15 protein-coding genes, 1 tRNA gene and 1 pseudogene are annotated in these 20,121 nt (G+C 59.9%); 9 read left to right on the top strand and 8 right to left on the bottom strand.

The features are described 5' to 3' along the window. Window positions 1–14: 14 nt before the first annotated feature. The gene (locus QRN20_RS08365) at window positions 15–350 is read right to left on the bottom strand and encodes a hypothetical protein (RefSeq protein WP_122412602.1); all 336 of its coding nucleotides are present in this window, start codon (window positions 348–350) and stop codon (window positions 15–17) included. A 611-nt stretch (window positions 351–961) separates the two neighbouring features. Here QRN20_RS08365 and QRN20_RS08370 point away from each other — a divergent pair. Together QRN20_RS08370 and QRN20_RS08375 are read left to right on the top strand one after the other, a co-directional pair. Beyond that, a complete protein-coding gene (locus QRN20_RS08370; RefSeq protein ID WP_058431627.1) occupies window positions 962–1,201 on the top strand; it encodes a hypothetical protein in 240 nt (79 codons plus the stop codon). Then, the gene (locus tag QRN20_RS08375; RefSeq protein ID WP_285360142.1) at window positions 1,201–3,948 is read left to right on the top strand and encodes a beta-glucosidase; all 2,748 of its coding nucleotides are present in this window, start codon (window positions 1,201–1,203) and stop codon (window positions 3,946–3,948) included. The genes QRN20_RS08370 and QRN20_RS08375 overlap by 1 nt, the downstream gene beginning before the upstream one ends. Window positions 3,949–3,963: 15 nt before the next feature. Here QRN20_RS08375 and QRN20_RS08380 read toward each other — a convergent pair whose 3' ends face one another. Further along, complete coding sequence (locus QRN20_RS08380) at window positions 3,964–4,614, bottom strand: TetR/AcrR family transcriptional regulator (protein ID WP_122467262.1); 651 nt, start codon at window positions 4,612–4,614, stop codon at window positions 3,964–3,966. 32 nt (window positions 4,615–4,646) lie between these two features. Continuing rightward, window positions 4,647–6,008 (bottom strand): MATE family efflux transporter, encoded by a 1,362-nt coding sequence (locus tag QRN20_RS08385; RefSeq protein ID WP_122467265.1) that lies wholly within the window; start codon window positions 6,006–6,008, stop codon window positions 4,647–4,649. 457 nt (window positions 6,009–6,465) lie between these two features. Here QRN20_RS08385 and lodA point away from each other — a divergent pair, with 457 nt between their 5' ends. Continuing rightward, window positions 6,466–8,490 carry a CTQ-dependent lysine 6-oxidase LodA gene (lodA, locus tag QRN20_RS08390; protein WP_058431624.1) on the top strand — a complete coding sequence of 675 codons (2,025 nt, stop codon included), beginning with the start codon at window positions 6,466–6,468 and terminating at the stop codon, window positions 8,488–8,490. 19 nt (window positions 8,491–8,509) lie between these two features. After that, window positions 8,510–9,592: a tryptophan 7-halogenase gene (locus QRN20_RS08395; RefSeq protein WP_285360146.1), complete on the top strand. Its 1,083-nt coding sequence runs from the start codon at window positions 8,510–8,512 to the stop codon at window positions 9,590–9,592. A 274-nt stretch (window positions 9,593–9,866) separates the two neighbouring features. Here QRN20_RS08395 and QRN20_RS08400 read toward each other — a convergent pair. Beyond that, window positions 9,867–9,942: transfer RNA gene (locus QRN20_RS08400), tRNA-Asn, on the bottom strand. Between the two features lie 173 nt (window positions 9,943–10,115). Here QRN20_RS08400 and QRN20_RS08405 point away from each other — a divergent pair. The 5 genes and pseudogenes from QRN20_RS08405 to QRN20_RS26820 all read left to right on the top strand — a co-directional run bounded on the left by QRN20_RS08405 (window position 10,116) and on the right by QRN20_RS26820 (window position 15,669). After that, window positions 10,116–11,741, top strand: coding sequence for an NADP-dependent glyceraldehyde-3-phosphate dehydrogenase (locus QRN20_RS08405; RefSeq protein ID WP_285360148.1), 1,626 nt, complete (start codon window positions 10,116–10,118; stop codon window positions 11,739–11,741). A gap of 155 nt (window positions 11,742–11,896) precedes the next feature. Next, window positions 11,897–12,409, top strand: coding sequence for a sigma-70 family RNA polymerase sigma factor (locus tag QRN20_RS08410; RefSeq protein WP_096767625.1), 513 nt, complete (start codon window positions 11,897–11,899; stop codon window positions 12,407–12,409). After that, window positions 12,402–13,526, top strand: coding sequence for a FecR family protein (locus QRN20_RS08415; RefSeq protein WP_285360151.1), 1,125 nt, complete (start codon window positions 12,402–12,404; stop codon window positions 13,524–13,526). Before QRN20_RS08410 ends, QRN20_RS08415 begins: the two co-directional genes overlap by 8 nt. Window positions 13,527–13,803: 277 nt before the next feature. Continuing rightward, window positions 13,804–14,808 (top strand): annotated as a pseudogene (locus QRN20_RS26815) (HAMP domain-containing protein); the annotation flags it as partial. A 54-nt stretch (window positions 14,809–14,862) separates the two neighbouring features. After that, window positions 14,863–15,669 (top strand): methyl-accepting chemotaxis protein, encoded by an 807-nt coding sequence (locus QRN20_RS26820; RefSeq protein WP_424821215.1) that lies wholly within the window; start codon window positions 14,863–14,865, stop codon window positions 15,667–15,669. A gap of 432 nt (window positions 15,670–16,101) precedes the next feature. On the opposite strand, the gene QRN20_RS08425 is transcribed toward QRN20_RS26820, so the two are convergent. The 4 genes from QRN20_RS08425 to QRN20_RS08440 all read right to left on the bottom strand — a co-directional run bounded on the left by QRN20_RS08425 (window position 16,102) and on the right by QRN20_RS08440 (window position 20,102). Further along, on the bottom strand, window positions 16,102–16,941 hold the full coding sequence (locus QRN20_RS08425; RefSeq protein WP_285360153.1) for an energy transducer TonB: 840 nt from the start codon (window positions 16,939–16,941) through the stop codon (window positions 16,102–16,104). Next, on the bottom strand, window positions 16,938–17,384 hold the full coding sequence (tolR, locus tag QRN20_RS08430) for a protein TolR (protein ID WP_004881938.1): 447 nt from the start codon (window positions 17,382–17,384) through the stop codon (window positions 16,938–16,940). Before tolR ends, QRN20_RS08425 begins: the two co-directional genes overlap by 4 nt. Window positions 17,385–17,393: 9 nt before the next feature. After that, on the bottom strand, window positions 17,394–18,092 hold the full coding sequence (gene tolQ, locus QRN20_RS08435) for a protein TolQ (protein WP_029243478.1): 699 nt from the start codon (window positions 18,090–18,092) through the stop codon (window positions 17,394–17,396). An 87-nt stretch (window positions 18,093–18,179) separates the two neighbouring features. After that, window positions 18,180–20,102: a phytase gene (locus tag QRN20_RS08440; protein ID WP_285360155.1), complete on the bottom strand. Its 1,923-nt coding sequence runs from the start codon at window positions 20,100–20,102 to the stop codon at window positions 18,180–18,182. Window positions 20,103–20,121: the final 19 nt, after the last annotated feature.

Consider the following 20,121-nt stretch of genomic DNA (forward strand, 5'->3'; position numbering starts at 1 on the left):
AAGATGGGTTCTGTTCAGCCGAAGCAGCCGCTTCTGGCTGACGGTGCTTCGCGCTCATCCAGAGAGGCGGCGCCTACATCGGTCAGGCCACTGATGATGTGCTGCGTGTACGGAAAGGACGGATCGACTTCCAACAGTCGTTCCGAGATCAGCAACCCTTCCCTTGCCAGCACATCGACCGCCAGCACGCAGTCGACGATGGGGCAGACACGCGCAGAGCGCTTGAGCAGTTCCATGTAGATCTGGCCGAAGGTGAGCTTTCGGGTGCGATCCGGGCTCAGGCGTCTGACGGCACTCAATATGGCCACATCGATTCGACCAGGCTTGTCGCTCACATTATTTGATGTCATGGGCGGGCACACTTCGACGTGACAAATCAAGTTGCCACGTTTCGTCAAAATATAAACAGACAGCGAAAGAGCTGGCGATAACGCCGATAACATATGACGAAACAAAAACAGCCAAACAGCCTTTTTCATCAGAGTCGATATCACTATAAAGACCGATAAACCCGTTCACTGTAGATCAACTCAATGCGTGTATTCACCAATAACGACCGCCGTTTAAAGACTGTAAAAAATGCGGCTATTTCAGCAGAGCGGCCATGATAGCAGAGCACTAAACCTAATTACAGTTAGGTTTAGTAAATTAGGAAATAATGCCTCTTTATATATTTTTTTAGCTATAAAACATCAATTTTTACGGTTAAAATAGTTTAAAACGCTAAATTAAAGCGAATACTCTTCTACCTCAAGCGCTATCCTGCTAAAAAAAAACGCGCCAGCAGCAGGCAGGCCATATGCCAGCATTTCATAAATTCCGCTGCGGTAATATTTTATAAACAGCTGAACTTCTTTCGCGCTTTCCGGACTTAACACTCGGCTGACAGGTATGTCGCGCTAAACGCCTATTTGATTATCCTTGCCACCGTCAATCGAGATTGCCATTGATGACCCGATCCATGTTGCCTGTTTTCGGCGCTGTACTTCTGTGCGCGCAAAGTTTGTCTGCCTTCGCAGCGGACTCAACTTCCACTGCCACCAAGGGAACTTCCGACGCACAAGTCAGAGTTCAGGTCGAGGCCAAACGTGACCGGATTTCCGGTGCCGACAAAGTCACCACACCTGCACAGAAAGGCGCTTCCACCCTGCTCGACGAGCCTGTGAACACCGACGACGCACCTCGACAGGAGCAACACTGATGACACCGTCAGACCTTAATCCGCCCCTGTGCGCCAAGCGAGCATTTGCCTTGTCAGCTTTCAAACAAACGCTGGGCCTGAGCCTGCTGACCTTCAGTGTCATGCAGGCCAATCTGGCGCTGGCGGCCGTCGTCACCCCCGCCACCGGCAATGAAGTCGAGGCGCGCGTCAGCTCGATTCTCGACAACATGAACACGTCGGAAAAGATCAACTTCACCCGCGTCAACGATGGGCACATGATCCCTTCCCTGCTCAAGTGGGGCATCAAGGGCACTGTTGCCTACGACTCATCCATGGGCGTGCACGTCAACAACGCCACCTTCGGCGCGCAGTACCCATCGCAGTCCGCACTGGCCGCGACCTGGAGCATCAACCGCGCCAAGGAATTCGGACAGGCGATTGCCTATGAAACTCGTATTTCCGGCGGGCAGCAGATGCTGTCGCCCGGCGCGAATCTTTACCGCACGCCATTCAATGGACGGTCGGCCGAGTACGTGAGCGGCGAAGATCCGTTCCTGGGCGCGGTGCTGGCTCCGGCTATCGTCAACGGCATTCAGGTGCAAGGGATTCAGGCGAGCGGCAAGCACTACCTGGCCAACGAGCAGGAAGCCAACCGTCAGGCACTCAATGTGACAGTCGACGAACGCACCCTGCGCGAGCTGTACCTGCCGGGTTTCGAATCGATGGTCAAGAACGCCAATGTCGCGTCGATCATGTGTGGCTTCAACAAGATCAACGGCGACTACGCCTGTGAAAACCATCACCTGATCACCGAAGTGCTCAAGGGCGAATGGGGTTATCAGGGCACGGTCATCAGCGACTTCAATGCCATTCATGACGCGTTCAAAGGCGCATGGGCCGGCACCGATATCGACATGCCGTCCGGTTTGCAATTCACCGAAGCCAACCTGCTGCCTTACCTGTGGAGCGGCCAACTGACCCAGAACGTCATTGATGACAAGGTCAAACGCAACCTGCGCGCCATCGTCAGCTACGACTTCCAGGAAAACCTCAACACGGCCAAGACCCTGGACCATCCCGAGTACGGCATGCGTGCAGCACTGAACACGGCGCGTGAATCCATCGTCCTGTTGCGCAACGAAACCACCGCTGCGGGCAAACCGCTGCTGCCCTTGGCGCGCACCGCGAAGATCGCCGTGATCGGCAACTGGGCACACGACGCACCCGCCTCGCCTTTCGGCACCGCCAACTCGCCACCCAACAGTTACGTGACGGAGCTGAGCGGCCTGCAGCAACTGGCATCCAGCAGTGCCAACGTGACTTACCTGTCGGAGTTGAGCCTGAACCCGGCCAGCTCGGCCTGGTATCAGCCTGCAACCGGTAACAACGGCATCAATAATTCGGGCGTCAAAGCCGAATATTTCTCCAATGTCAGTTTATCCGGTGATCCGGCGCTGACCCGCGTCGAGCCCGGCGTGAACCTGAACTGGACCACCGGCACCAACGTCACCGACGCAGGCACCACCGCCGTTTCCGGCTTCAGCCCTGCACCCGGCTCGTTCTCGGCACGCTTCACATCGGTGATCAAGCCGACGGTCTCCGGGCCGCAGGTCTTCAAGGTGCGTGCGGATGGCCCTTACAAGCTCTGGGTCAACGACGAACTGGTCGTGGAAAGCGACGGCGTTCCGTACTCGTCCGACGTGGTCAATGCACTGACCACCTCCGGCAAGACCGCCGCTTTGACCGCGGGCAAGTCGTACACCGTCAAGCTTGAATACAAGCGCGTGCAGGGCAACTTCATTCCCGCACTCGGTGGCGTGACTGGCGTACAGATGAGCTGGGCTTCGCTGCGTCCGCCCAAGGACCTGTCGAAATACGATGCGGTGGTCGTCGCCACTGGCACCAACTACGAGAACGAAGGCGAAGGCTCGGACCACGGTTTCGACCTGCCGGACCAACAGGCCGAACTGGTGAGCTACGTGACCAAGGCCAACCCCAACACCATCGTCGTGATGCACGGTGGTGGCGTGGCCAACATGCAGCCGTGGGCCAACAAGGTCGGCGCAACACTGCAAGCCTGGTTCCCCGGCCAGCAAGGCGGTCAGGCGCTTGCGGAGATTCTGTTCGGCAAGGTCAACCCGTCGGGCAAACTGCCGATCACCATCGACAAGAAGATCGAGGACAACCCGAGCTACGCGTCGTATCCGGATCCGGCCGCTTACCGTGGCGACAAGGCCCTGACTGAAATGAACTACAGCGAAGGCCTTTACATGGGTTATCGCGGTTACGACAAGAAGCACGCCAAGCCGCTCTACCCGTTTGGTTACGGCCTGTCCTACACCACATTCGGCTACAGCGACCTCAAGCTGTCGACCAATGTGCTGACGCCAGGCTCCACCATTGACGTGAAGTTCACCCTGACCAACACCGGTGACAAGGCCGGTTTCGAAGTGGCGCAGCTCTACGTGCAGCCGGTAAAACCTGCCGTTGATCGTCCGGAAAAAGAACTCAAGGGCTTCACCAAGGTGTACCTGCAGCCGGGCGAGAGCAAGACCGTCAGCATCCCGATCGACTCGCGTTCGCTGGCCTATTACGTCGACAAGACTGCAAGCTGGGATGTGGACGCAGGCAAGTACAAGATTCTGGTCGGTGCGGACTCGGAAAACCTGACGCTCAACCGGACCCTGATCACCCTGTACCCGGAAAAACTGACGACCCGCGACAGCAACCCGCTGCCGTTGCCACTGCGCAAGGCGGTGCAGGTGTCAGCGTCACTGAAATACTGATGTCAGCATCAAGGCTCATGGACGAGCCTTGATGTCCCTTCCTAATCGCTGCGCGTAAACGTCGAAGACCGCCATCACATCCACTTCTTCAGGGCACCTTAGCCACTGAATCTGCAAGCCGTCCATGACCGAGAAGATCTCCTGGGCCAGGGCTTGTACGTCGACATCCGTACGGATCTCCCCCGCTTCTTTCAAGGCATTCAAGTGGCCGCGCGCGTGCTGGTGGGTCAGATGAAAGCGCTCGTTGTGCCAGGCCCAGGCCGGATGCTCAGGCGACAGGCTTTCGGTGTTCATCAGCAAGGCCGCCTGACACTCGGCTGCATCCTCGATGCTGAAACCCATGCTCAATTTGATGAACTTGATAAAACCTTCAAGCGTCGGCTCGGTGACCAGATCCTGAAATCTGGACACTACTCGTTGATCGCGACGTTCCAGCAGCGCGCTCAGCAAGGCTTCCTTGTTCGGGAAATGGTGCAGCAAACCGACCGTAGTAATACCTGCCAGCGTCGCCACGTCACGCATCGAGGCGCTCGAATAGCCATTGCGGGCGAAGACGATCGTCGCCGCATCCAGCAAGGCCTTTCTGCGCATGTCACCCTTGGGTGCGCGGCGGCGTTTGGGCTGCACGGCCTCTTCGGATTCATTCCCTGAGTCTTCAACTGACATAAAACCTGATAACACCTTGAGCCAATGTGTGTTCAATATTTCCCAGTGCCTGCAGCCTGGGCCCTGCTCGCGAAAAACCGTTTTGCGGTCAGCGATGCGACGAATATGGAGATCGACGCGATCACGGCGTTACCGGCAAACATGCCTGGTACCGCGCCGCTGCCGCCAAACCAGTGAGCCCCGACGTACACGAACGGCACAGTGCCGAGCGTCGCACGCAGCCAGGCGAAAACCGCCACCAGCCATGACCGGTTCATGGTCATAAATACCGCGATGGCGACGAAATCCAGGCCGATGATCACCCAGAGCCCGCCACCCAACCGGCAGTAATTCAAAAAGACCGTGCGAACCTCGCCTTCCAGCTGATAGATATCGGCGATGGTACTGCTGAACACTAGCAGCACCAGCCAGACCGCCAACCCGTAACCGACCACCAGTCTGCGAGTGAAGACGATGGCCTGGCGAACACGGTCGTCCCGTTGCGCCCCGATATTCTGCCCCAGTATCGGCGCCAGCGCGCCGGGCAGTGCGAAAAAGGCGCAGTAGGAAAATTGCAGCACGCGATCCATCACGCTCATGGCGGCCAGCGCCGAGGTGCCGAACGCCGACAGCGAGGCGACCAGATAGGCCAGCCCGACCGGCGTCGCCAGGTTGGCAGCCATGGCCGGCAGCGCCAGCTTGAACGTCCGGCCTGCGTGATTGCGCAGCAGTTTAAGGTTGCGGGAGAACGTCAGACCGATCCGCTTACGCACCCAATAGACGCCCAGGCAGGCCGACACACACCCGGACAGCGCGAAGGCCAGCCCCGCCCCTTCCAGCCCCAGACCGAGCCCGAAGATAAAGAACGGGTCCGCCACCGCAAGCGTCGCGGCGCCTGACAGCACCACACCCAGCGCACGGCGGTTATCGCCCGCCGTCCTGAGCATTTGCGCGGCCATCTGCATCACCGCCTGCAACACAGTCGCGGGCAGCGCCAGCCAGATAAACCCGCGCGCCGCCTCGTAAACCGCCGCCTCGGCACCCAGCCAGTGGGTAATCGGCACCATCAGGACCAACTGCAGCACCGCTGCGAGACCGGACACCGCAAGAATCATCAGCATCAGGCTGGCGCAGAGCCGCGCCACCGATTTCGTCACCCGGTGACCGATGCGCGCCGACAATACCGCCGTGGCAGCGATGATGAAACCGCTGGCCAGCGACATGTTGATGAACATCATCACCTTGGCAATGCCAACCGCTGCCAGCAGCACCGGGTCGTGCAGCATGGAGACGTAGACCAGCGTGAGGATGTCGACCAGAAAAACGGCGAACAGACTCAAGGCGCTGGTGCTGGCCGTCACCATGACATGGCGTGATACGGGACCTTCGGTAAATATCGCGCTGGCTGCAGCCATAACGCTCCCCTGAACGGACTGGGGCTGAGCGCTTCAGGTGAAGCGCTCAGCGAGGCGGCGATTCTAGTCGGGTTGGACAGTCGGGGGTATCGGTTTGAGGGAGGAGCGAGTGTTCACGACGTGAGCCCGCTCATTTGACATCCTTTTGCCATTAGCTACAGTTCTGCCACCAAAGGAGTACGGGTATGTGTATGGACGCACATTGGCGCTTTTCGTTGTGTCTGCCGGACCAGGGACTGTTAGTACCGGCACGGCCATTTCCCTATTCCGCTTCGCGGATGAAGACTGCCGCTTATCGCGAAGGTCACTCCAGTATTTTCCTGAATCTGCAACCCGCAGCCACTGCTGAACGGACTCGGCCGCGCGTGAGCAAATCGCATTGCAATGATGTGCAAGTCAACTCCAACGCCTGAATCCCGGCTGCGGAAACTTCGAAGGCAAGACAAGGAGCGTGGTCATGAAGTACGTAATCGGTCCCAGTGTTGGTATTGCCCGGGTGGGCAACAGTCCGACAGAGTTTTACCTGGCCCCTGAGAAACTGGGCGGCAGGCCGCTGGAATGCAGTCAGGCCGGCGATCAGTCGCTGGATAATGGACACCCCATCTACGTCAGCCATTACAAGGATGATCAGGGTCGTGTGAAACGACAGGCTGCCCGTTTTTGCCTGTTCGCTGTTGACGAGGATGGCGACAGCCGAGAAGTCACGCTGGATGATCCGGCGATCGCCGGGATTGAATGGACCGTTCACCTGGCCAACAAGAAAGCCGCCTGGTACAGCTTCAGCGAGCTTCAGGGCAACCTCTTGCTTGGTCCTGACAATAGCTACGAAGCCTGCAACGTCCCCAAACGTAACAGCACCGTGCATGGCGAGGCTCGACAAAGCGAGTTACTGATCGATCCGGGGCCGCGCAGAGTCTCCGGACCTCACCATCCGCAGCAGGAGTTTTCGCGCCACACCATACCGGCCAATTACCCTTACGGCTCCTTTCCGATCTATGCCAATGGCTCGGGACCGCAGCAAGGGCTGCCTATCAATACGCTGGGCGGCGTGTTGACCGACAACAAGGGTCGCTTGCTGGTTCTCGGTGGATACGGGCATGCTGGTGGGGATCAATCGATCACCAGCTTCGCCGGGGCAGACACCTGGCATGACGATACGTCCGATGGGCCGGTAACCTGCACACTGACCTTCAGTGATGGCAGTCCCCCGCAAGAGCTCCGCGCCTGGTGCGTGGTGGGCTCGCCCAAGTTCGCACCGGAACTGGAGAACATCGTCACGCTGGATGACGTGATGTTCGATGTTGGCGTGCGCGAGCATCAACTGGTCCCGGCGCTGTACAGCCAGGGCGAATACAACCCTGACTTCATCGTCAACTACAAACGGGACATCGAACCGATCCTGTTACGTCCTGCGGGCTACCGCTGGGTGGCAGCGATTCCGGCTCTCAACAGCTTTTCGCCTCCGCCGTTCGATGCGACCGATGCCAGCGATACCACTCTTGAATATCGCCGCGCCTATTTCAGTCTGTTTCGCCGCCCGGGTGAGAACGGCTTTACAGGCGGGCAGACCAACCAGCTGTTCGATGACAACAGCGGCATTCCGCTGATGCCACTGAACTCGGGGTCCAACTCGGTCAGCAACGACGTGCTGGACAAATTCCTGACGCTGACCCGCACTCAGTACTTCATGCTTGGCCAATGGGCGGCGGGTAAATTTGACGTGAGCCCTGCGGCGCCTCTACCGAACGTTACCGATCTGGATCGTGCCAGCGTCGGCAACTGCGTCGGCGGTCCGTTTTGCCCAGGTATTGAGGTGACCTGGAGCCTTTACAGCAAAGCGCTTTACGAGGCGCCTTACCGCATCAGGCATCGTCATGATGAGGATTATTACCGCCAGAATGGACTGTGCCCGGACGAAAACGAAACCGATCCGTCGGGCAACGTCCAGGGATGCGAACCGGGGGATCTGACCAAGCGCATGGCTACGCCCTGGCAGTCGGACTTCTTCCAGTGCACGGTTCAGTACATCAATTTCAGCGACAACGACGCCAATAAGGCAGACGGCATTCCCAAGCCGCCTACCTACTATGCGTACTGGTGGCCGCCGCAAAGTCCGTGGAACGTCATTCCTGGCGACCTGTCGGCGCAAGCGCAGGAACAGTCCGGTATTCCTGCCGGTCTGCAGTCGATCTACAACCGCGGCATCAACAGCTTCTCGGAGATGATCAATGCCTGGCACTACCTGGGTTTTATCACCAACGAAGCCAAAGGCCCTTATCGCGACCTGTTCCCCAACTTCATGGAAACAGAGCGCAATAACGAGCGCTTCCTGGCAGCCAGCGTAGCTGTCGCCAGCGGTGCCAACGTGGTCAGCGGCGCCGACGCCAACTTTTTCAATACCTGGTACTTGGCACCGGACAAAACCCTGCCGAAAGTTGATACCCGTCGCGCTGTCGCAACGCGGGGGCATCTTGTCCGCTAGCGGACCGAGGATCGTAGATGTGGTTATCGCAGGGGGAGGTCCCGCCGGTTGCGCGGCGGCCCTCACCCTGTGTCGCCATACCGATCTCTCGGTGATGTTGGTGGAACAGACCGGATACGGAGAGGACAAGGTCGGAGAAACCTTGTCGCCTGCGGTCCTGCCATTGCTGGACTATCTCGGTGTGGGGGAACATTTCCGCCAAGGCAACTTCGCGCCGTCCCACGCCTTTACGGCAGCCTGGGGAGACGAGCACGTCAGCACGCGGGACTTCCTGTTCACCGGGCGCGGCCATGGGTGGCATCTGGATCGAGCGCGTTTCGATGCGGGTCTGGCCAACGCCGCCCGCAGCTTTGGTACGCAATTGGTGCTCGGCAAACGCCTGAAACAGGTGCAAAAGCAGGATGACGGCTGGCGGGTCGATCTGAGCGATGACGTACAGGTGCAGTGTCGCTACCTGATCGACGCCAGCGGGCGTAGCGCCTGGCTGGGTCGTGCGGTAGGCGCCAGGACGGTGCAGGACGACCGGTTGGTGGGCATCTCAGCGTACTTCTCGTCGAGTGATCTACCCGTCGAATCCAGCTCGCTGGTCGAAGCGATTCCTGCGGGCTGGTGGTACAGCGCGCCGTTACCGGACGGCAGAATGGTTGCGGTATTGATGACCGACGCAGACCTGCTGCAGGCCTCAAATGCCGACCGTTCCGCATTCTGGAACGAGGCAATGGCCCAGGCACCCAATACCCGCGAGCGTCTCGGACTACGCACGGTCAGTGGCGATCTACAGGTATGGCCAGCACATTCACAACAACTGGAGCCCAGTTGCGGTAATGGATGGGTGGCTGCGGGAGATGCAGCAGCCGCATTCGATCCGTTGTCCTCAATGGGCATCGGCTACGCCCTGACCACCGGGATTCACGCTGCCCGGCTTGCCGCCAGCAGCATTACCCAGAAGCAGGACGACAGCGAGCAACGTCAGGCGTATGCCGATGATGTTCGTCGGCACGTAAACGAGTACCAGAACCTCAAACGCAGCTATTACAGTGTGGAAACACGTTACAGCGACCAGCCTTTCTGGGCACGTCGCCAGACCGCCACTGCGGCCTGAAACGCTTGAAACGCTTGAAACGAAGCCTCGTCAGTCAATGACGAGGCTTTGTCGTTTGCGATACGCCTGTGGCAATGGATCTGACTGGCGAAACAGAACTTGAAAAGGAATCAGAAAGGATAATGAACAGCACAAGACTGAAATGTTTGTGTAGCTGCCTGAAAGGGGATTTTGCTGAGCGAAGTTTCAAGGTGTCGGGTAACTGCGAGTGAGGCTCTGAACCTCAGCATCTGCATTAACTCGTTACGGGCAACACCTTGAACTATATGAAAAGTGGCTCCACGACCTGGACTCGAACCAGGGACCCAGTGATTAACAGTCACTTGCTCTACCAACTGAGCTATCGCGGAATGAGCGCTATGTTACTGATTCGCAAAACGAAGTCAAGCGAGCGGCTGAAATTTTTTCACTGAAAGTCCGATGAAAGAACGCTCGCTCGTCGTGAGACGGGTTCATTAGCGCGTCACAGGTGGCGTAGTGTATTTGCCCTTGACCTGACGCAACCATTTTCGAGGTAAAGCCGATGCCCCTGAATAGCCATCTTGAAACGCTATTCCCCACTGTCGATGACATTCCCGAGCAGTATCGCCCAGGCCCGCCCATCGAGCAGCGCGATTATCTGGTCGATGGCAAGCTGCAGACCTGGAACAGCCCATTGGCGCCGGTACGCAGTCCGGTGTGCATCAGAAGCAGCACCGGCCTTGAACCGATGATTCTGGGCAGCACGCCTTTGCTGGATGCGGCAACCGCGATGACGGCACTCGACGCAGCGGTCAGCGCCTGGGACAGAGGCCAGGGTCGCTGGCCGACGATGCGCGTTGCCGAGCGTATCCAGCATGTGGAGGCGTTTCTCAAGCGCATGCGTGAGCAGCGTACGGCAGTGGTCAATCTGCTGATGTGGGAGATCGGCAAGAACCTGAAGGACTCGGAGAAGGAGTTCGATCGCACCTGCGATTACATCGTCGACACCATCAATGCGCTCAAGGAACTCGACCGGCGCTCCAGTCGCTTCGAGCTTGAGCAGGACACGCTCGGCCAGATACGCCGCGTGCCGCTGGGTGTCACGCTGTGCATGGGGCCTTACAACTATCCGCTGAACGAGACATTCACCACGCTCATCCCTGCGCTAATCATGGGCAACACCGTGGTGTTCAAGCCCGCCAAGTTCGGCGTACTGCTGATCCGTCCATTGCTTGAGGCGTTTCGTGACAGTTTTCCGGCCGGCGTCATCAATGTGATCTATGGCAGCGGTCGCGACACGGTGAGTGCGCTGATGGCCAGCGGCATGATCGACGTGTTCGCCTTTATTGGCACCAACAAGGCCGCCAGCGACCTGAAAAAACTCCATCCGCGCCCTCACCGCCTCCGCGCGGCGCTGGGTCTGGACGCCAAGAACCCCGGCATCGTCCTGCCCGACGTGGATCTGGACAACGCGGTCAGCGAAGCGGTCACCGGCTCGCTGTCCTTCAACGGCCAGCGCTGCACGGCGCTGAAAATCTTCTTCGTGCATGAAGACGTGGTCGAAGGCTTTCTGGAAAAATTTCAGGAGAAGCTGGCCCAGCTCAAACCCGGCATGCCCTGGGAACCAGGTGTCTCGCTGACGCCGCTGCCCGAGCCCGGCAAGACGGATTATCTGCAAGGGCTGGTGGCCGACGCACTCGGCAAAGGTGCAAAGATTATCAATAACAACGGTGCACTGGTCAGCGAGTCGTTCTTCCACCCTGCTCTGCTGTATCCGGTTACACCTGAAATGCGCGTCTATCACGAAGAACAATTCGGTCCGGTTGTCCCCGTCGTGCCTTACCGTGACCTGAACAGCGTGATCGATTACGTACTGGATTCCGACTTCGGCCAGCAGCTGAGCATCTTCGGCAACGACTCGGCGCAGGTCGGACGGCTGGTTGACGCGTTCGCCAATCAGGTCGGCCGGATCAACCTCAACGCCCAGTGCCAGCGCGGTCCGGACAAATACCCGTTCAACGGACGGAAGAATTCGGCAGAAGGCACCCTGTCGGTTCACGATGCACTGCGGGTGTTCTCGATCCGCACGCTGGTGGCGACAAAATTTCAGGAGAGCAACAAGCAGCTGGTCAGCGACATCATTCGCAACCGCGAGTCGAGCTTTCTGACCACCGACTATATTTTCTGAAGCCTTGAAACCCGCTGGCGCAGCACATGCCGCGCCCGCGAGCCCAGGTTAACGACTACAGATCGCATTTGATAACGATTATCGAAAACGGGTAGCATGCGTTCTTCCGGGCAGGACATATCGCTTCTTCCCCACGAAACGAGCATCAATGCCCTGTGGATTCGTCCGCCAGCAAACTCGACCTCTATCTCGCGCACCGTTCGGCACTGGTGGACTACGCCACACCGATCGTGGGTTGCCGTGCGCGTGCCGAGGATGTCGTTCAGGAAGCCTGGCTGCGATTCAACGGACGTGAGGACCAGACTCTTTCGATCAACAATCCGGTTGGCTACCTGTATCGCATCGTGCGCAATCTGTCGCTGGACCTCACGCGCAGCATGTCCACCGAAAAGCGACAGCCCGACAGCCACGCCCTTCTGGCCGAACTGCCAGCTGTTACGGCATCGCCCGAGCAGGAAGTGGTCGGTCAGGACGAGCTGCAACAGGTGGCTGACGCGCTGGCCCGGTTGCCGGAACGCACGCGCATGGCCTTCGAGATGCATCGCCTGGGCGGCTACACGTTGCAACAGGTGGCCAGTGCGCTGGGTATTTCGGTAGGGTTGACACATCATCTGGTGCATGAAGCCTTGAGTCATTGCGCTGCATGGCTGGACCGTGGCAATGACTGACCCGCGCGACGAAAACATTCAAAAGAATCTGAAAAAAACCGGCAGTCATCCGTCTTTTGCTGAAGGGCGCGATCCTGTGCGACCCTTGCCCCCCTTTTCCGCCGCTGGAGCCTTGCCGGACATGCCGCAAGCCGAACCTCGCCAGGCCCTTCAGAACATTGCTCTGGAATGGTTGATGCGTGCCCGACAGGCACCTGACGATGCGCGGCTGCACGATGAGATGCGCCAGTGGGAAGAGGCCGACCCGCAGAACGCCGAGGCGCTGCGCAGGGCTGAGCGTATCTGGCAGTTGACCGGCCAGCTCACACCTACCACGGCGCACAAATGGCCGCCGATTCCGTCCGTGCATGACGCTGCGACTGCGCAACGCCCGGTCAAAAAGCGCCCCGTGAGACGCCGAACCCTGAGCTGGGCGGTTGGCGGCGCGCTCGCCGCCTGCCTGGTGCTGGCCCTCAACCCAAACTTCACAACCTTACTGCAGGCCGACTTCGCCACCGCCAGCAATGAGCGCCGTGACGTCCGGCTGCCCGACGGCAGCCTTGCAGCGCTGGACCGCAACAGCGCCATTGCCGTGGACTTTTCCGGCACACGCCGGGATGTCCGCCTTCTGCGTGGTCAAGCCTTCTTCGACGTCACACCCGATCGCAGCAAGCCGTTCAATGTTCAAGTCCAGAGCCTCGACGTCACGGTAACCGGCACCGCGTTCAATGTGGACCTGGAATCGAACACCATTGAAGTGGTCGTCCAGCACGGTTCGGTCAAGGTCAGTGAGCGTGACAGTCAGCGCCTGCTCAACCCCGGCCTGATCGCAGGGCAGCGTCTGGATGTCGACCGTTACAGTGGACAGGCCCGATTGCTGGCCCAGCCCGCGAGTCGTGTCGCCACTTGGCGCAATAACCAGCTGATCGCCGACAACGCCCGCCTCGGCGACATGGTAGACGAATTGCAGCGCTATCTGCCCGGCAAGGTCTGGCTCAAGGACCCGCAGCTCGCCGAACTGCGCATCACTGGCGTCTATGACACCCGCAATCCGCAGGCCGCCTTGCAGGCCATGGCGCAACCCCACGGCGCACATGTCGAAAGCTGGACGCCGTGGCTGCAAGTGCTGACACGATAAACCTGCACCCGTCTGCAGACTGCTAAAGATAGCCAGACCGATCATCGCCAGACCGGAATGTGGCGCTTTTACCCTCTCAAGAACTGCCGCGCGATGCCGACACCTCGGCAACACAGCCCCCTTCTCACGCGCAGGTATAACAATAATGGCCACGCTCAAGACCGTTCAGGCACGCTACACCGCTACATTCGTGGGATTCATGGCGCTGGTCATTATCCTGACTGTTTATGGGATCAATCAGTTTGTCACGCCCAGGCTCACGGCCAACGACGAGAACATGCTGACCGTCAAGGCAGCCGACATCAGTAACGAGATCAAGACCGAGCTGGCCCGGGTTCAGGCACAGGCTCGCGTTATCACCGAGATCGTGCCGCAGCTGTCCAGCGACGACATCGACCGGTTGCTGCCCTTCATGGTCAACCAGTATGGCGAGGCCAAGGTCTTCGGCGGCGGCATCTGGCCGTTGCCTGAAGTGCGCACACCGGGGCGCGCCAAGCACAGCACTTTTTATCACCGCGATGCCTCCGGCAAGCTGATCGTCAACACCCACTGGAACTCGCCGGAATCGCTCAACTATTTCGAGCAGGGCTGGCACAAGGGCGGCCTGAGTTCGCCTGCCGGTCAATGCGCTTGGGCTCCGGCCTATCAGGACGCAGCGAGCCCCGAGCCGCGCACCAACTGCGCGATGGCAATTACCAAGGATGGCAAGCCATGGGGCGTATCGACCATCGACGTGACCCTGGGCTTTTTCAATCAGTTGGTCGAAGCCAAGGAGCGTGAGGTCAACGGCCGGATCATGATCATCGAAGCAGATGGCAAGATCCTCTCCAACGTGCCGGGCAGCAACGACAAGATCGTGCTGCGCAACATTTCCGAACTGGCAGGGCAGTCGCCGTTCATCAACGGCATCAAATCGGCCCTCGCCCTCAAAAGCAGCGGTACCACCCGCCTGACCTACGACAACAGTGACGGCGAAGAATCTACCCTGTTCCTGATGCCGGTCGCCGGCACGCCCTGGCTGCTGGCCGTGTCGCAGAACACCGCACTGCTGAAGACCCAGAGCGAGACGGTCCTCAAGACCCTGGCCTGGCTGCAGATTCCGATGGTGCTGGTCCTGCTCGTGCTGATGATCGTTGCCCTCGGCACGCTGATGAAACGCCTCACCGTGCTCAAGACCAATATCGATACGCTGTCGGCCGGTGACGCTGACCTGACCCGCCGCATCGCGGTGAAAGGCCAGGATGAAGTTGATCAGGTGGGTGAATCGGTCAACCGCTTCATTGCCTATCTGCAACGCATGATGGTCGAAGTCAGTTCCTCTACCAGCGACATCGCCATGGGCATCGAGCAACTGCGCAGTCAGGCCGGCACAACCAACGCGATTCTGGTGCGCCATGCCAACGAGACCGATCAGGCGGTGACGGCAATCACCGAGATGTCCTCGACGGCCGATGAAGTGGCGCGCAGTGCTGCCCAGACCGCCAGCTTCACGCAATCGGCCAACGAGAATGCGCAGGTCTCCAAGACCGTGGTATCCGACGCATCGGACAGCGTGAACGCGCTGATCAGCGAAGTGGATTCGGCCACCAGCAAGGTGCAGTCGATGGAGCAGGACGCCAAGCGCATCAACGCCGTGCTGGCAGTGATCGGTGAAATCGCGGGGCAGACCAACCTGCTGGCGCTCAACGCCGCCATCGAGGCCGCACGCGCCGGTGAACAGGGCCGTGGCTTCGCAGTTGTTGCCGACGAAGTCCGCGCCCTCGCCGCCCGTACGCAGGCCAGCACCTCGGAAATCAACGAGATGCTCAACAGCCTTCAGCAAGGCGTCAGCGCTGCCGTCGCGGCCATGGAAAAAACCCGTCAGAGTTGTCAGGCCACTGCGGGCAAGACCACGGCCGTGACCGCCGGGCTCGACGACATGACCAGTTCGGTCCTGCGCATCAACGACCTGAGCACCCAGATCGCCACCGCCGCCGAAGAGCAGAGCGCGGTGTCCGAAGAGATCAGCCGCAACATCATCGCGGTGAAACACATCGTCGAAGAACTGGTGGAAGGCGGCTCCAGCAACGAGCGCAGCACGGCGGCACTGGCCGAGTCCAATACCCGGTTGATTGCGTTGGTAAGGCGCTTCAAGGTGAGTTGATCCAGAGTCAGTCCAGAGTGTTTCGTGAATAGGCGAAACACTCTGGGCTCATGCTGACAAATGATCTGCAACCTGCGCTGTGCCGCTGCGGATGCGATTGTCCAGCCCCACCGCGTGACCCTCATCGCGGGCAAGCCCTTTCTTATCAAACACTCTGTGTTTACTGAACAGTACGCGTACCTGATTCTGCCCGAAGGGCGTAGGAGCTCTCGGAGGTTACGACGGCAGCGATGGGCTGCGCAGCGGCCCCAGATTTCATCTGACACACCGCATACGCAGGTTTTGCTGCCGGTTCCCGGCAGATCGCGGGCAAGCGCGCTCCTACAAAAATCGCGTTTCTTCAGTGAATTATGTGTTGTTTGATAAGAGGCGGCTTACCGGCGATGAACGATGACGCGGTGTCAACGGTATCGCCGCATTTCAGCCTTTCTCTTACTTGATCCGATAATGAAACGTGTTCTTCACCCCGGACACCGTCACCGGTTTGCCGTCGACGATGCGTGGCTGATAGCGAAACGTTTCGGCAGCGGCGACTGACGGGCGCATGAACAGTGGATGACAGGTGCCCTGCACTTGTGGGTTGACGACGCGGCCCTGGGGCGAGACGTCGTAGACCACCGTGCAGTCGCCTTCGATGCCTTTGTCCAGCGCACGTTCGGGGTAGTCCGGGGCTTCCTTGCTCAGGGGCTGATACTGACTGTTGTCGGCAGCAGCCGCCTGTTGTGACGAGCGAGCGCGGTCAGCGGACTGCCGGGCCTGTTCGGCTTGCAGACGTTGCTGCTCGGCGAGGCGCTGCTGGTTCTGCAGCCTTTGCTGTTCGGCCTGTTTCTGCTGGTCAAGCGCCCTCTTCTGCTCTTCGCTGCGGCGCTGATCAATTTCGCGTTTCTGCTCCTCGACCCGCTTGCGCGCCAGGGCTGCCTGTTCGATCTGCCGCGCCTGACGCTGAGTGTCCGGGTGCGGCGCAGGAGCTTCGACTGGCTTCACGACCGGCGCAGGCTCGGGCGCAGGCGCCGCCGCCTGAACAGGCTCGACAACCGGCTCCGGTGATGGCGCGACAGGCGCAGGTGCAGGCGGCAGAATCAGCAATTGAGTGGTCAGGGTTCTCACGGGCTCAGGCAGTTTTTGCTCGGCGACCCAACCCTGCATCAGTGCGGCCAGCACGACAACATGCAAGGCCACTGCAAACGCCGCAGCCAGTCCGTGGCTGCGCAGCCGGGGCCGTTTCAGGGCCTCGGGGCGCACCTGCGTGTAAGGGAGGGCCATGGCGGTCATTGCGGCGCCTCGGTCACCAGTCCCAACTGCGTGACGCCACTGTGCTGCAAGGCCGCCATGGCAGCGACCACACGCCCGTAATCGGCCTTGTCATCGGCGCGAATGAATACCTGGGTGTCCGGACGCTCGGCCACCAGTTGCGCGACACGTCCCTGCATGTCTTCAAGGCTGGCGGCAGTGTCGGTCTGCGCATGGGTGTCGACGGTGTCGCCCAGATTCCAGTAGTAGCCACCTTCCGCCTTGACCGACAAGGTCACGATGCGCTGTTTGGTATCGCTGGCCAGTGCCTCGCTCGCGACCTTGGGCAACTCGATCTTCACGCCCTGGGTGAGCATCGGCGCCGTGACCATGAAGATCACCAGCAGCACCAGCATCACGTCGATGTAGGGCACCACGTTCATTTCGGCTTTCGGGCCGTGTTTGCGTTGCGGTTTGACCAGCATGGCAAGTCCTCAGGCCGCAGCGGCCATGGTGCGTGGTGTGGCCTGCAGAATGCGGTTCAGACGCACCTGCAATTCGTTGCCGAAGCTGTAGTAACGAGCTGCCAGCGTATGGCCACGCGCGGCAAAGCGGTTGTAGGCGATGACGGCAGGAATCGCCGCGAACAGGCCGATGGCGGTCGCGATCAGGGCTTCAGCGATGCCGGGCGCGACGGTGGACAGCGTGGCCTGCTGCACCTGCGACAGGCCGATGAAGGCGTTCATGATCCCCCAGACGGTGCCGAATAGCCCGATGTATGGGCTGACCGACCCGACCGTGGCGAGAAATTGCAGGCCTTTTTCCAACTGCAATTCCTGCTCGCTGATTGCCACCTGCAATGAACGCTCGACACCGGACAACACCGCTTCCGGCTCGGCTCCAGGGCGCTGTTTGAGCTGTACGTATTCAGCGTAACCGGCGCGAAACACCTGCCCGACGCCATCGTCCTGATCCTGCTCAGCATACAGAGGCGCCAAGTCGGTTTCGCTGCGGAAACGCGCTTGAAAATGGTCCAGCGTGCGCTCGTAATGGCGCAACGCGAGGCTGCGCTGAACGATCAGGTACCAGCTGAGCAATGAAGCCAGCAGCAGGGTCAGCATCACCGCCTTGACCAGCAGGCTGGCGTCGCTGATCAGACTCCACAGGGTCATGTGTTCCAGGGTTGCGTGCATCGGTCTTTCCTCGTCTTGCAGTGCCGTCCGGTTGCGGTCGGCACGCGGGATGAATCGACTGTCTATCACCGTTCGATGACAAACGACTTACGGCAGCGACAGGGTTTTCACCACATCGGCCCAAGGGACGAATTTGAAGTTCTGCGCCTGCTCGGGCATGCGCTTGCGACCGTCCTGCACCACCAGCATGCCGCGGCTCCAGGCACCGCCCAGATTGGTCGACGTCACTTCGATGCCGTCGGTTTCGGAACTGCCGTCGATCCCGGCCTGGGCATTGATCCCGACCCTAAACGCGCCGCGCAGCGCATACGGCGGCTCGGCATCGACCACCACGTAGCTGTCATTGCCTTGGCTGGATATCACCAGATAGTCATGCTGTTCGCTCTGGTAGAACGCCAGCCCCTCAACATCGGCGTGCAGCACATCACCCACCTTGATTACGCTGGACAGGGTTGCCGGCTGATCGGCGCGGGCATCCACTTCCCAGACGCCGACGTCTTCCTCACCGAGAAACAGGCGCTGACGCTGGTCATCCGCCACGCAACCTTCAGGCTGGGTCTCGACCTTGAAACGACGCACCAGCTCGCCCTGCGCCTTGCCGTTCGGCGCACTCAGGCGGTACTGCAGAAAGCTGCCGTCCTTGCCGTTGGCGAAGGCGTACAGCTCGCCGCTGGCGGGCTTGAACAGGCAAACGCCATAGATTTCCGCCAGCGGGGTCGGAATCTCGCCCGCTTCACGCAGTTCGCCGGTCGCGCGGTCGATGCTGAACAGGCTCAGGCTGTTGCGATCACGGTTGCTGGCCACTGCCAGATCGACATTGCGCTTGCCGAGCATGAAGCCGGGACGCACATCGACGTTGTTCAAGCGGCCCACCGGCAGTGACTGCAGTTGTTTGCCGTTGAGGTCATACACCAGCAGGCCCTGTTTCTTGTTGGTGCCCAACACACGGCTCAGCGCCGGTTTCTGTGGGTGCACCCAGATCGCCGGGTCATCGGCGGCATCGCCTTGGCGGGCCACGGGCTGGGTCTGCGCCAATGGCAACACGCTCGGCAAGGCTGCCTCAACGGGAACCGGGGTCGGCGTCCAGCCCAGAGTGCCCTGATGCAAGCGCTCGCCATCGTTGTCGTTGACCAGCAGTTGCAGGCCTTCCTTGCCCTGATTCACCGACAGCCCTTCGGGCTTTTTCAGGTTCATCAGCGACAGTTCACCCGCCGACGTCCAGCCCTGCGCCTGCTGTTGATAAAGGTGCAGCGCCTTGCCTTTGGGGTCCAGCGCCAGCAGGCCGCCAGGCACAATCGCCATCGCGCCTGCGGCCTGTTTCACATCGCCGAACGGCTCACGCAACGCCACTGGCTGGCGCGTGACGTGGGCTTCAGGATGCGCCGGATAAGCCCACCAGCCGATATTCTGCTCATTGACGTACAACTGATGCGCAGCGTCGTCGACCTGACAGAACTCGGCATTGGGCGGCAGCGGCAGATGGCGCACCAGACGCGGCGTATCACTGAGCTGATCGCCTGCCCCAACCAGCCACTGTTCGCCCTTTCCCTCCTCGCCGACCAGAAACACGAACAGGTTGCTGGCATCGTCGCGGTACAGGCACAGACCGGCGATCGAATAGTCTCGGACCGGCACATACACAGGCTTCGACCAACTGTGCCTGCCAGCATCGAGCCGGGTCAGCATGGCCTGCTGCCGAGCATTGTCCAGCGTCGCCACCAGCACTTGCGAGTCCGAGGCGCGGCTGTCCAGCCCCTGGAAGGAACCCGGCAACTGTGCGAGTTGCTTTCCCTGCGCGTCGAGCATCAACAGACCACTTTTTACACTCGCTGCCAGACGCTGCGTGCCGTCACTGCCGGGCAGAAAGGTCAGCGACTGCGCCTTGAAGGGTTCGTTTTCGGCCCAGCGCGTCAGGTTCAGGTCCAGCGGTGGCGAGGCCTGCGCAACGGCGGCCATCAGGCCCGAGAGCAACGTCAGGCAAAGGGTTTTGGGTAACACCGAAATCATCATCAACGGTCGAATCCTTGAA

This window comes from Pseudomonas sp. fls2-241-TYG-175 (genome assembly GCF_030209155.1).
Classification (GTDB): domain Bacteria; phylum Pseudomonadota; class Gammaproteobacteria; order Pseudomonadales; family Pseudomonadaceae; genus Aquipseudomonas; species Aquipseudomonas viridiflava.

Coding starts and splice junctions, on each gene's coding strand:
- QRN20_RS08365 (WP_122412602.1), bottom strand. CDS start 350: ATGACATCAAATAATGTGAGCGACAAGCCTGGTCGAATCGATGTGGCC.
- QRN20_RS08370 (WP_058431627.1), top strand. CDS start 962: ATGTTGCCTGTTTTCGGCGCTGTACTTCTGTGCGCGCAAAGTTTGTCT.
- QRN20_RS08375 (WP_285360142.1), top strand. CDS start 1,201: ATGACACCGTCAGACCTTAATCCGCCCCTGTGCGCCAAGCGAGCATTT.
- QRN20_RS08380 (WP_122467262.1), bottom strand. CDS start 4,614: ATGTCAGTTGAAGACTCAGGGAATGAATCCGAAGAGGCCGTGCAGCCC.
- QRN20_RS08385 (WP_122467265.1), bottom strand. CDS start 6,008: ATGGCTGCAGCCAGCGCGATATTTACCGAAGGTCCCGTATCACGCCAT.
- lodA (WP_058431624.1), top strand. CDS start 6,466: ATGAAGTACGTAATCGGTCCCAGTGTTGGTATTGCCCGGGTGGGCAAC.
- QRN20_RS08405 (WP_285360148.1), top strand. CDS start 10,116: ATGCCCCTGAATAGCCATCTTGAAACGCTATTCCCCACTGTCGATGAC.
- QRN20_RS08415 (WP_285360151.1), top strand. CDS start 12,402: ATGACTGACCCGCGCGACGAAAACATTCAAAAGAATCTGAAAAAAACC.
- QRN20_RS26820 (WP_424821215.1), top strand. CDS start 14,863: ATGGGCATCGAGCAACTGCGCAGTCAGGCCGGCACAACCAACGCGATT.
- QRN20_RS08425 (WP_285360153.1), bottom strand. CDS start 16,941: ATGACCGCCATGGCCCTCCCTTACACGCAGGTGCGCCCCGAGGCCCTG.
- tolR (WP_004881938.1), bottom strand. CDS start 17,384: ATGCTGGTCAAACCGCAACGCAAACACGGCCCGAAAGCCGAAATGAAC.
- tolQ (WP_029243478.1), bottom strand. CDS start 18,092: ATGCACGCAACCCTGGAACACATGACCCTGTGGAGTCTGATCAGCGAC.
- QRN20_RS08440 (WP_285360155.1), bottom strand. CDS start 20,102: ATGATGATTTCGGTGTTACCCAAAACCCTTTGCCTGACGTTGCTCTCG.